This is a genomic window from Alteribacillus bidgolensis (genome assembly GCF_002886255.1).
GTDB classification, from domain to species: Bacteria; Bacillota; Bacilli; order Bacillales; family Marinococcaceae; genus Alteribacillus; species Alteribacillus bidgolensis.
The window spans coordinates 3,471,568-3,483,705 of sequence record NZ_KZ614149.1 but is presented as its reverse complement, the minus strand read 5'-3'; the positions used below and the strand labels follow the sequence as shown (position 1 = coordinate 3,483,705).

Below are 12,138 nucleotides of genomic sequence, written 5' to 3'. Positions count from 1 at the left end.
GCCCACTTACAGCCAAGATCCTGTTAAAACAAAAAATAATGAATGAACCGAATGCGATTCACTCAGGCAGACTGGCTGGTTACAATAATCCCCGCAATGATGAGGAAAAGACCTATCATTTTGTGGGCAGTAACCGCTTCATGGAATAGAAAAATAGATAATAAAAAGACAAGCATAAACGATAAACTCATAAACGGATAAGCATAACTAAGATCAAACTTAGTCATGGCGGCCATCCAAAAGAGAGATGCTACAAATGCGGAAAGAAACCCCGAAAGAATGAGCGGGTCAAATAAGAGCTTCAGGAGAAAAAAAACCTTTTCCTGAAGCCCATCAGGCAGACCGCTGTACTTAGAAATCCGCCATTTTAGCATGATTTGTCCATAGACAGTGAAAAATATCGTGCCAAATATATATAAATAACCCAATCTAAAAACCCTCTCTGCACCTTACTGATTTAATTTATGATAAACATCGACCGCGTCTGCAAATTTAAACCCTAAAGAGGCAGTCAGATTTACCATTGCAAGGTTTGCAGCAGAAATGGACGTTTTAATTTCGACATGTCCTTCTTCAAATAAAGAACGAACGGCCCGGCTCCAAAAATATTTTGCTAAACCCCTGCCTTGATATTCAGGTTTAAAGGCTTGCAGCAGTACTTGATTTTCCGAAAAAGCGAAGAAGCCTGCGAGCTCGTCTTCATAAAGCAGGCCCCACACATTCCCTTCATCGTATAACTGATTTAACCAATTATCATAGCGTTGATCAGCTCCGCTTTTTTCTAATTTAAAATCACGATGAAAGCGTCCGTGGTCGTAGGCACCTTTTGAGATCGCTATAATTTCCTCTCTTTTCACATCTGATAATAAAGTTAATTTCTTATCCACAAACGGAGTGAAACGTTCTTTTTTGCACACCGGAGTCAGCAGTGTATCGGTATAATAAAAACCATACGTATGAAGAAGTTGTTTTGACTCTAATGGGTCTACTTTAATGGTAAAATGCCCTTTTAAATGGTCACTTTTTTGCAACGCTTCTTCCGAATACTCTAGCAATTCATAAGTGTCGAGCTTTAAAGCGGGTTTATCCCATGGTGTTTCGCGAATAATTTCTTGTCTCATCTATATAGCATCCTTTCGGTCATTTACTTCTTTTCACTCTATGGTTCATTGTCTTATTTACATTGTTTTCTTCAAAACCAATCGATTCTTGCACAATATACAGCGGCCTGTTCTTTACTTCATTAAATACCTTCCCCATGTAAAGACCAAGCACTCCTAAGTTGGCAAAAATCAATCCTCCAATAAAATAAATGGAAACCATCATACTGGTCCACCCTGGAACAGGCTGAAACATAAAAAAGTATTGATACATTAAATATAGACCGTACAAAACGGCCCCAAATGATAGTAAAAACCCAAATTTTATAGATAAACGCAGCGGTTTGTTGGACTGTGCTACAATGCCTTCAATAGCTAGATTAATAAGTTTCGATAAACTATAAGAGGAGGATCCGTATGCTCTCTCTTTATGCTCCACATTTACTGCTGCAGTATCGAAACCCATCCATTGAATAAACAACGGAAAATTACGATTCTGCTCTCGTAATTGCTGAAAGTTTTTTATTACTTTACGAGAAGAAATACTGAAGTTTGCAATAGCAGGATCTGTTTTATTCTCTGTAAAATAATCATAGACCTTGTAAAACAGCTTAGAGCTTCCCTTTTTAAATAGATTATCATGACGAATATGTCTTCTAGCAAATACCACTTCAAAGCCTTCTTGAACTTTTTCATATAATGTGATGATTTCTTCTGGCTGGTCCTGGAGATCACAGTCCATGACGACTACCCAATCTCCAACAGCCTGATCAAGCCCAGCCGTTATTGCAACATGCTGTCCAAAATTTCTAGCTAAACGGACTCCCTTGACGCGGTTATCTTTGTTTGTCAATTGCTGAATAACATCCCATGATTGGTCTGGACTGTTGTCTTCTACCATTATGATTTCAAAATGAGGTGATATTTGTTCAAGAGTGTCTTTTAAACGATTGTATAGTTGAATTAAACAATCACCGCATCCGTATACGGGGGTTACGACTGAAATGTGCGGATTAGTATTTTGCATGATTGACATACCACTCCACTGTTTTTAATATTCCCGACTCGAAATTTTCCTCAGCCTGCCAGCCGAGCTCGTTTTCAATTTTGCTTGCATCAACTGCATATCTGCGGTCATGGCCGGGCCGATCCTCTACAAAAGTAATCAGGTCTTCATAACTTTCCATTTTTGCATTTCTCTTTGCCTTCGGTGCGAGACTATCGAGATGCTTACAGATTTTCTTGGCGATATACAGGTTGGTTCGTTCATTGTTTCCGCCAATGTTATATGTTTCTCCTTTTCGTCCTTCTTGAAACACAAGATCAATGCCTTTACAGTGGTCCAAGACATACAACCAGTCTCTAATGTTTTGACCATCCCCATAAATTGGAATAGGTTCTAGCTGCAAGGCTTTCCTGATAATAGTTGGTATCAGCTTTTCACTATGCTGCTTTGGCCCGTAATTGTTTGAACATTGAGTAGTTACAACATTCATACCGTAAGTGTGAAAATAGCTGCGGACAAGCATATCAGAGCTTGCTTTGCTGGCACTGTACGGACTGTTTGGAGCATAAGGAGAGTGTTCACTAAACAACCCGGTTTTACCTAGCGATCCGTACACTTCATCGGTAGAAATATGATGAAAACGAGCCGATTCATAACCAGAACGAACCTCTCCCGCTCTTGTCATCCAATGATTTTTTGCAACATCAAGCAAGGTAAAAGTCCCGTTAATATTTGTTTGAATAAAGGCCTCTGGACCGTCAATGGACCGGTCCACGTGGGATTCGGCAGCAAAATGGATAACGCCTTGAATGTCATGCTCTTTGAATAATCGTTCCACTAGCTGCCGATCACATATATCTCCTTCGATGAATATATGATTCGGCAGTTCCCTTACGTTTTTCAGTTCTGCCGTATCAGCAGCATACGTTAATTTATCAAGATTAATAATTGTAATATTAGGATATTTATAAGCAAAATAGGAAATAAAATTTAGTCCTATAAATCCTGCTCCACCTGTTACGAGAATAGTTTGCACGTTTTTCATTATTTCATCAATTCCAATCGGTGGTCTTGATTTGTTTCGTACCAGTTTTCAGAGCCTTGTGCCCTGTCTACCACGCGGAGCAAGTATTTTTTGTAATCATTGTTTTTCATAGAGGCTATTCTTTGAAGTAATTCATCACGTGTGACATAGTTCATGTAAAATGCAATTTCTTCAAGGCATGCTACTTTAAATCCTTGTCGTTTTTCTACGGTTTCGATAAACTGTGAAGCATCAAATAAAGCTTCCGGCGTACCAGTATCAAGCCATGCGAACCCGCGGCCTAAGAGCTCAACATTCAGCTCATCTGCTTCTAAATAAGCTTTATTAATATCGGTGATTTCTAGTTCTCCACGAGAAGAAGGACGTGTTTCTTTCGCAATATCAAGCACTTTATTGTCATAAAAATAAAGACCAGTCACTGCAAATTCCGATTTTGGATTTTTTGGTTTCTCTTCAATAGACTTAGCACGCTGATGATTATCAAATGCTACAACACCGTATCTTTGCGGATTACTGACCCGGTAGCCGAAAACAGTTGCACCTGACTGTCTTTTCGCTGCTTTTTGGAGAAGCGGTGTAAAACCTTGGCCGTAAAAGATGTTGTCACCAAGAATAAGGGCAACATCATCATTCCCAACAAAAGATTCTCCAATCGTAAATGCTTGTGCCAGCCCATCCGGAGAAGACTGCACTTTATATGAAAGTGAAATGCCAAATTGACTGCCATCTCCAAGCAATTCCTGAAATCTCGGCGTATCTTTTGGAGTGGAGATAATTAAAATATCTTTAATTCCAGATAACATTAACACAGATAATGGATAGTAAATCATAGGTTTATCGTAGACTGGAAGCATTTGTTTCGATATGCTTTTTGTCATTGGATATAATCTCGAGCCGCTCCCACCAGCAAGAATAATTCCTTTCATTGTGGAAACCTCCTTATATTCGAAAATATTCCTTACTTGTTTATTTCCCTTTTCATTTGATCGAAAACATGCCCTATTCTGTTCAATTAAAAACGAAAAAAAGCTTGTTTATCAGATAACAACAAAGCGTAATCCCTATATTTACGCCTTTTTTTAATTTTGAAGCTATCACCAATTTAAAATTAGAATTGTGTCAAGATGATGTCGGCTCATTATTTTTGAGATTTTTTCAAAATAGCTCATTATTGTCAGAGTATTTTGCATAATTTGCTATTGACCGCATTGTGTTATCTGGTAATCTATGAGAAAAACTTGGCTTGCCGTCAAGTTTAATGGTTCTTATCCTTTATTCCTTTAGCAAAGTTAAACTTTCTAAGGTACAAAAAAAAGAACGGAATATTTTCCGTCCTTGCTGTTACAAACAATATTTAATATAATTCTTTTCTCCTGTTTCTACCGGTAAAAAGGAGACCTAAATATAGTCCAGTCCCGCTTAAAAAGAAAAACATAAACGCGCCAATTGCTATAAATAGCTCGCCGGTTGCTGTTCCTGCTGCCATTGCTGTATATATTCCAAATAAAATCAACCCAATCGCTAACGAATAGAGCGAAGCACGAATTTTATTCATTACATATCTTTTAGCGGTTTCTTTTGTCAGAACACTATAGGTTAATAATGCCCCTCCTGCAACGATGAACACTGCAGGCCCAGTTACACTTACTCCAGGCAGATTCATGAAGTAAAGCATAGCAGACGTTAATAATCCAAACAGAATCAGCAGTACACCAGCAATGATTCCAGCAGTTGCAATACGTGCTGTCATTGTTGTATAGACAGAAGATTTCGCTTTATCCTGCCCTATCCTCCTCATATCATCGACCAGTCCGCTTAAATCTCCCATCGAAATAACCGCTTCCTTATATGCCTCTTCTTCTTCCATCCCTTGTAATTTATAATCCGATATTTTTTCTTTTATGTTTGTAAACAGTTCTTCTTTCAGTTCGAAGTTCCTGACTGTCACCGACCCCAGAAAAAAGATCATCTATATATTTTAGAATTTTTCGATCTATTTTATTTTTGTTCTGTGTCATAATCTATCACTCCTTTAATCAACTTATCGAGTATCTCTTTTGCAAAGTTCCATTCCTTAATACTTTGCTTTAAGCGTTCCCTGCCTTCATCGGTAATTCGATAATATTTCCGTCTTCCTCCTTGCGTTTCATCCCCCCAATAAGAAAGGATATAGCCCTCTTTCTGAAGACGCCGAAATGCGGTATATAAAGTTGCTTCTTTTAATTCATATTGGCTGCCGCTTAATTCAATGATGCGCTTATATATTTCATAACCATAGCTATCTCCTTGGCTAAGTATGTTTAGAATAATTGTCACCGTATGACCTCTAATAAGATCAGTCGAAATTTTACTGCTCATTAATCCTCACCTCTTTAAATACATGTTATGCCACATTACTGTTTGTGTCAATGTAATATTTATAAAATAATAAAAGCTCACTTAGCTATGACCTGTATCTGAGCAGCAAAAACGTGCAAGTAACTCTGGAAATTCAGCTTATTATCGATATTTTAACGACATTCAAATGGATAACGAATACAATGAGTTCATAGATAAATATAAGATGGGAGGCGTGGGAAATGAGAGTGTCTTTAGATATCGATAGTGCTCATGAAGAAACAACAGTGACCATTCACTGTAAAGAAATGGATGACTCCATTAAAGAAATTCTTGATTTTTTGAAAGGAAAAAAGACGGAATTCATCATTGGCAGAAACGGAAGCATGCAGCACATTTTAAAACCGGCAGATATCCACTACTTTCATACTAAAGGGGAAGCTGTTCTTGCTATTACTTCAGAAGGTGATTTTAAAGTGAAAGAAAAACTCTTTGAACTCGAACAGATTCTTCCTGCAAGCCAATTTATTCGTCTTTCAAAATCGGTTATTGCTAATTTACATGAATTAAAACGTTTCGAGTCATCGTTTAACGGCACACTTTGTGTGTATTTCAAGTCGGGGGTAAAAGAATATGTTTCCAGACATTATGTACAATCCATTAAAGCAGCTTTAAAAATGAACAGGAGGATAAATAAATGAAAACCTTTTTGTTTAGAAGCATGATTGGTATTTTTTTCGGCGCATTCCTTGCAGTGGCGATAACTAATTGCGCCGTATACTTTGGAGGACAAGAATTATTAGATGGAGAGACATTTCTTAAAAATTCCCTTGGTTCTATTTTCTGCGGCTGGTTTTTTACCGTCTCCCCACTTTATTTTGAATTGAAAAACCTTCGCCTTTCGCAGCAGACAGCGCTGCATTTCATGACGGTTACCATTCTTTATTTCAGTTTATCTTTTTGGATAGGATGGATTCCATTACACCTTAAGAGCATACTCTTCTTCTCTGGAATGTTTCTAACCACCTATGCAATTATTTGGTTGAGCTTTTATTTTTATTTTAAAAATATAGCCAAAAAATTGAACCAAGATTTAGAAAATATTTAATATCAATGTTGCTTTAAAACTTGAATACTCCATTTGTGCCCCCCTTCATACTCAAAATTTTATTTTCTTAATTATTGACTCTCTCGTTACGTGACACTTTATAGTTAAAGGGGAAGGAGGGATAAACAACCGCCATGAAGATAAAAGAACTTGCAGACCTAGTAGGTATCAGCGTAAGAACCCTTCATCATTACGATGAAATCGGATTGTTTAAACCAGAAAAAACAAATGCTTCGGGCCACCGCCTGTATTTTGAGGATGATCTGGAAGTACTGCAGCAAATCTTGTTTTATAAAGAACTTGGTTTTCCTTTGAAAAAAATAAAAGAAATTATACACAGTCCTGATTTTGATCGTCAAGAAGCGCTGGAACTGCACCGAAAAACACTATTAGAAAAAAGCTGCAGAATAAGTAAAATGCTTGAATTGATAGAGAAAATGATCCAACATTCAAAAGGAGAAATTAGAATGTCTAATAAAGAAAAGTTCGAAGGATTTAATTTCAGTCACAATCCGTATGAGCAAGAAGCTCGGGAACGCTGGGGAGATAGAGCAGTTGATCATTCTAATAACAAAATAAGAAACATGTCTAAAGAGGAACAAAAAAATCTGGAAGAAGAAATGAGTTTCATTTATAGAAATTTAGCAGACCTGCGCCATCAGTCTCCCTCTTCACAAGAAGCTCAATCTGCTATTCATAAGTGGTTTGAATGGTTGAATACTATTGGAGATTACTCGCTTGAAGCTTTCAAAGGCTTAGGCCAGTTGTACGTGGATGACAAACGATTCACAAAAAATATTGATCAATTCGGGGAAGGTCTGGCCTTATTTATGCGGGATGCAATGGCAGTATATGCTGATAATAGCCAACAATAAAGAACGGCAGTCCATAAGGGAAGAAATAACCTTTTGGACTGCCCAGCACTTTTTGTTGCATAATTACTTTTTTAGCCAATTCCAAGCTTCTTCTAATTCATCTTTATTAAAGTGCTTTGATTTAATGCCTGGCAATAAATCACCTAATTCCGCTGATGTTTCCACTGTCTTTTTTTCACTCACTACAGCAAATTTATTAAGCTGATTCCAGCGTTTTGTATCAAATTTCACACCTTCTATGACTCCCTTAAGGGTTGTACCATCTATATCATGCATGACAGCAATAACATTGAATGGTTCGTTATCTTTAAAATGAGTTTCCACATGATTATCTAGTGCCCTGGCGTCTTCTTGCGTGGTTTTTCCCTCAAATTCGACTAGCAACTGTTGAAGCATCTGGGCTAGGATGAATTATTAACAATGGAATCCCTCCTTCATCTAACGTTAAAGGCTGATCTTGTTATTCTGGAATATATGGTAAATCGCTATTTTTAGGGACATTAATAACATGGGTCCAAACATAGGCAAGCATCCCTGCTGTACCATATTCACGGCCTATGCCTGACTGTTTTACTCCTCCAAATGGCAGCCGTACATCTAATCCCTGAACAGCAGCGGTGTTGATCATTGTCGCCCCTGCTTATATTCGGCTTGCCACCTTTATAGTATCTCGTCTGACCTTTCTCCATACTCCCCCGATTTGAAGTATACTAGTAATATGTTTCGTGTCTGAGTAGGCATAAATGGAGGACAATTTACATTAATAGCTATAATGGAGTTAGCATTATCCAATGGAATACCACTTACCAATGCAGCAAAATGTACAACCGCGTCAAAACAGTTTCATCTAAACGTTAGAAAAACTTGGCTTGTCACTTATAAAAAAGGCAGTGTCTTAAACGGAAAAGAATCATGTTCGCTAAACATAAACAGAGCTTATATGAAAATCATACCTTCCCTTGCCGCATTATAAACACGATTCATGAAGGAAAAGTTTGTTTACAATCATTTACAAAAGCTCACAAAATGAAGATACTCTCTCTTAGGAGCTTCATACGCAGTTTAAATTTTATGGGAGGAGATATATGATGAATTGGTCCTTACACAAACATATTTTCATAGCATTTTTTCGAGCAGGCATGCTCGGTTATGGCGGGGGCCCTGCTTCCATTCCTCTTGTTCACAAAGAAGTTGTAGAAAATTTTGAATGGATTACAGACGAAGAGTTTTATGACATTTTAGCAATCGGCAACACACTTCCAGGGCCTATTTTCACTAAAATGGCCGGATATATTGGATATCGGATCGGAGGTATGATGGGTGTCTTTAATGCGATCGTTGCCTCAGTAATTCCGACAGTCATACTAATGATTACCCTTGTCGGCATTCTTATGACCTTTCGTTCCTCTCCCTTTATTGAAGGAATGACTCAAGCTATAGCACCTGTGGTAGGTGTTATGTTACTAACTTTAACCTATAACACCCTAAAAAGCACAAAGCAGAGATCGAGTTGGCTATTCGTAATTATTCTCACTTTAATCAGTATTATCATTTTAGAATTGTTAAATATTCACCCTGCATTTTTCATTGTTATTCTTTTGATTATTGGGTTTTCTTACCGGAAGAAACCTAACACTACTTCTTAGAGGCTTGGATTACCGCCGAGTCCAAATGGTGGAAGCACCGTAGTTTGACCCTTTAACAAAGTTTAACTTTCTTAAAGGATAAAGAAATTGGAGGTACCTTCAAGATGATTTATTGGGAAATTTTCATGGCATTTTTTATTCCTGGTATCGTCGGATACGGCGGCGGGCCAGCTTCTATACCGTTAATTGAACATGAGGTAGTAAATAGATATGAGATGGTGAGTGTCGAGCAATTTGGAGAAATTCTTGCTTTAGGCAACACATTACCAGGACCTATTGCCACAAAAATGGCTGGTTATATCGGATATGAAACAGCAGGTCTGCCGGGAGCTGCGATTGCAATATTTGCCACCGTAGCCCCTTCCTTGATTGCAATGATCCTGCTTTTAGGGATATTAATTAAATTTAAAGATTCCCCTCGAGTAAAACAAATGACAATTTTCATTCGCCCGGCAATAGCCGTTCTGCTCGGTGTACTCGCCTACCAATTTTTCAACAATGGATTGGCAGAAGCGGGAGTCTTCCACACTGTCATATTAGGCGGAGGAAGCTTTCTATTATTCGAGAAAAGTAAAATACACCCAGCTATTGTCATATTGCTTGCTCTCGTTTATGGAGTTATTTTTTTATCATAAAGAAAAGCGCAAGCGACCTGATATAATCTAAATATGCACACGTTGACGCTCAGGGCGTGCCGTTTTTGTCGACGAGTTCGCAACGCAGAAGTTACTACGTCTGTGGAAGTACGTCCTGTGACAACGCGGCTTGTACAGGAGAGAGCTGACTTTTTCGCTCGGAAAAGAGCGATCGCGATTTCAGCAAAAGATCTTCACTATCGTGTGCATCTGGCGCAGGGTAATTTCCAATTAATTACAATACTATCCAAATTTGATGATTTACTCGCCGTTCTTAGCCAAATACTATCCAAAAACATCTTTTTACTCGCCAACAATACACTTTACTCGCCAATAACTCAAGGATGACCTTTTTTAAACAGTTCTAGAAAGCTGTGAAACCAATCGTTTAATGGATACATTTGATTGCAGCAGCGTGTTTTCTTTATTAATCGTTTTTAATTGTCTATCTTTCATCACCACGCGGCCATCAATGATTGTGGTTTCCACATCGTGAGAAGAAGCAGAGTATACAACTCTTGAAATCGGGTCTACCGTTTCTGATGGAAAACTATGAAAATCTCTTAAATTAAGTAGAAATAGATCAGCTTTCTTCCCTTCTTCAATACTGCCGATTTCTTCTTCTAAACCTACTGCTTTTGCCCCTCCGATTGTAGCCATTTTTAAGACTTCCCCAGCTGGCATAGAAGTGGAGCCGTGATACGGTTTAGGGAGTAATGCAGCAAGGCGCATTTCATTAAACATGTTTAAGTTATTGTTGCAAGGCGCACCGTCTGCCCCCAGACTAATAGATGAACCGTTTTGCGATAATTCATAGACGTCTGCAATTCCAGAGGCCAGCTTTAAGTTAGAGCCAGGACAATGGGTCATCTTCACTTTACGGTCATTTATTATTTGTTTTTCTCTTTCATTCAGCCAAATACAATGTGCAAGTACCAAACGTTCATTAGCCAATCCGATATGGTCCAAATACTCGACGTTTCTCATTCCATGCCGTTCTTCCACAATCCTAACCTCTTCACGGTTTTCTGAAGCATGTGTGTGAACGAACACATTATATTTCTGTGATAAGTCACGGACTTGCTTTAACAATTCTTCTGTACATGAAACGACAAAACGGGGACAGAACACATATTGAATACGGCCATTATCATGCCCATGCCATTTTTTCAAAAGGTCGACACTTTGAGAGATCGAATCCTCTGTTTTTTCTAATAGGGCAGGCGGAAGATCATCTCCGAGGTCCATCATTACTTTTCCTGATAAAGCCCTTATTCCCGATTGAGCCATCGCTTCAAAGGCAGAATCTGTATGATTTACCGTTTCCATATCCATAATCGTTGTCGTTCCACCTTGAATTAATTCTCCAAGTCCCAGCATAGCTGAATAATAGAGAGATTCTTTATCATGAGCAGCTTCTAGCGGCCACAGTTTCTTTTTTAACCAATCCAGCAGTTCCATGTCATCGGCCTGACCTCGAAATAAGGTTTGACACAAATGAATGTGGGTTTGCACAAATCCAGGCAAAACGGTTTTCCCATCTGCATGAATAATTTCTGTTTCGGCAGTAAAGTGATCCGATAAGTTCTTTCCTATTTTTGAAATTTTATTTCCTTCTATAAGTAAATCTCCATATACGATGTCACATTCTTCATTCATCGTTATTATTTCGGCATTTTGGATAAGAATTCGGTCCATCTTTTTCCCTCTCCCTTTCTCAACATTTTTTGATATTAAAAAAAAACCGAAGAAATGCATAGCCATAGACAGACTACTGTCACTTCTCCGGTTCTTTCGATCTTCGCCTAGCAAAGATAAAAGCTGCCGTTCTTGTAGAAAAACTTGGTTTGCCGCAAGTACAAGTATAAAAAGAAACAATCAGTCATATAACAGGTATGTTAACTTTTCTCATTGTAATTATTATTATACAAGAGACCTAGATTAATTATCAGAATGTTCGTTATATATATTCTAACATTTTTTTGGCGGCGCAGAGAGTTGCAGCCTGTGTCCATATCTGGCAAGGCCATTAACATCCGGTCGTTAATCAAACGTTTGATTAAATGAAAAGAGCACATTGTGGGATATTTAGGAACTAGAAAAAAGATAAAACATGGTTATGAATAATATTAATAACACAATAAATATGCTAATGGCGTTGTATAGTTTCCTCCATTCTCCCTCTGGAACTTCTACACGAACGGCGTAAAGGAATACACCTGCTATAACGGTTAGTGACAGGCCTAACAACAAAGATATAATACTGTAATAAACGCCGCTCATTCATCTTCCCCTTTCACGCCGCTCTTGTTTTATCGGAAGAAATCAAAGGTTTGAAAAGAATAAGAAAAGGTAAATTTTTTCATTAGGAGGTGGAATGAGATGA

General features: G+C 38.1%; 14 protein-coding genes and 1 pseudogene. 5 read left to right on the top strand and 10 right to left on the bottom strand.

What is annotated here, in order from left to right; all coding sequences use genetic code 11:
• Positions 1-62: 62 nt before the first annotated feature.
• From CEF16_RS17295 to CEF16_RS17265, 7 genes are all read right to left on the bottom strand, one after another.
• Positions 63-428, bottom strand: a complete 366-nt coding sequence (locus CEF16_RS17295) for an EamA family transporter (RefSeq protein WP_091587765.1) — start codon at positions 426-428, stop codon at positions 63-65.
• Between the two features lie 21 nt (positions 429-449).
• A complete protein-coding gene (locus CEF16_RS17290) occupies positions 450-1,121 on the bottom strand; it encodes a GNAT family N-acetyltransferase (protein ID WP_091587767.1) in 672 nt (223 codons plus the stop codon).
• A 19-nt stretch (positions 1,122-1,140) separates the two neighbouring features.
• Positions 1,141-2,127, bottom strand: a complete 987-nt coding sequence (locus tag CEF16_RS17285) for a glycosyltransferase family 2 protein (RefSeq protein WP_091587768.1) — start codon at positions 2,125-2,127, stop codon at positions 1,141-1,143.
• The gene (rfbB, locus tag CEF16_RS17280; protein WP_175488388.1) at positions 2,114-3,151 is read right to left on the bottom strand and encodes a dTDP-glucose 4,6-dehydratase; all 1,038 of its coding nucleotides are present in this window, start codon (positions 3,149-3,151) and stop codon (positions 2,114-2,116) included. Before rfbB ends, CEF16_RS17285 begins: the two co-directional genes overlap by 14 nt.
• Positions 3,151-4,077, bottom strand: a complete 927-nt coding sequence (rfbA, locus tag CEF16_RS17275) for a glucose-1-phosphate thymidylyltransferase RfbA (RefSeq protein ID WP_091587770.1) — start codon at positions 4,075-4,077, stop codon at positions 3,151-3,153. Before rfbA ends, rfbB begins: the two co-directional genes overlap by 1 nt.
• Before the next feature lie 428 nt (positions 4,078-4,505).
• On the bottom strand, positions 4,506-5,099 hold the full coding sequence (locus CEF16_RS17270) for a permease prefix domain 1-containing protein (RefSeq protein WP_245917910.1): 594 nt from the start codon (positions 5,097-5,099) through the stop codon (positions 4,506-4,508).
• Positions 5,100-5,149: 50 nt separating this feature from the next.
• Positions 5,150-5,509 (bottom strand): PadR family transcriptional regulator, encoded by a 360-nt coding sequence (locus CEF16_RS17265; protein WP_091587772.1) that lies wholly within the window; start codon positions 5,507-5,509, stop codon positions 5,150-5,152.
• 221 nt (positions 5,510-5,730) lie between these two features.
• Here CEF16_RS17265 and CEF16_RS17260 point away from each other — a divergent pair, with 221 nt between their 5' ends.
• From CEF16_RS17260 to CEF16_RS17250, 3 genes are all read left to right on the top strand, one after another.
• Positions 5,731-6,189, top strand: coding sequence for a LytTR family DNA-binding domain-containing protein (locus tag CEF16_RS17260; protein ID WP_091587774.1), 459 nt, complete (start codon positions 5,731-5,733; stop codon positions 6,187-6,189).
• The gene (locus tag CEF16_RS17255) at positions 6,186-6,596 is read left to right on the top strand and encodes a DUF3021 domain-containing protein (protein ID WP_091587775.1); all 411 of its coding nucleotides are present in this window, start codon (positions 6,186-6,188) and stop codon (positions 6,594-6,596) included. The genes CEF16_RS17260 and CEF16_RS17255 overlap by 4 nt, the downstream gene beginning before the upstream one ends.
• Before the next feature lie 134 nt (positions 6,597-6,730).
• Positions 6,731-7,471 carry a MerR family transcriptional regulator gene (locus tag CEF16_RS17250; RefSeq protein ID WP_091587777.1) on the top strand — a complete coding sequence of 247 codons (741 nt, stop codon included), beginning with the start codon at positions 6,731-6,733 and terminating at the stop codon, positions 7,469-7,471.
• 63 nt (positions 7,472-7,534) lie between these two features.
• On the opposite strand, the gene CEF16_RS17245 is transcribed toward CEF16_RS17250, so the two are convergent.
• Positions 7,535-7,855, bottom strand: a complete 321-nt coding sequence (locus tag CEF16_RS17245; protein WP_245917909.1) for a SpoIIAA family protein — start codon at positions 7,853-7,855, stop codon at positions 7,535-7,537.
• A gap of 76 nt (positions 7,856-7,931) precedes the next feature.
• Positions 7,932-8,111, bottom strand: a pseudogene (locus CEF16_RS17240) (aldehyde dehydrogenase family protein); the annotation flags it as partial.
• Positions 8,112-8,556: 445 nt separating this feature from the next.
• On the opposite strand from CEF16_RS17240, the gene CEF16_RS17230 reads away from it, so the two are divergent.
• Positions 8,557-9,117, top strand: a complete 561-nt coding sequence (locus CEF16_RS17230) for a chromate transporter (RefSeq protein ID WP_342750487.1) — start codon at positions 8,557-8,559, stop codon at positions 9,115-9,117.
• A 104-nt stretch (positions 9,118-9,221) separates the two neighbouring features.
• Positions 9,222-9,752, top strand: a complete 531-nt coding sequence (locus CEF16_RS17225) for a chromate transporter (protein ID WP_091587781.1) — start codon at positions 9,222-9,224, stop codon at positions 9,750-9,752.
• 354 nt (positions 9,753-10,106) lie between these two features.
• On the opposite strand, the gene CEF16_RS17215 is transcribed toward CEF16_RS17225, so the two are convergent.
• Entirely contained in the window at positions 10,107-11,450 is a 1,344-nt protein-coding gene (locus tag CEF16_RS17215; protein WP_091587785.1) for a 5'-deoxyadenosine deaminase, read from the bottom strand.
• Positions 11,451-12,138 lie beyond the last annotated feature (688 nt).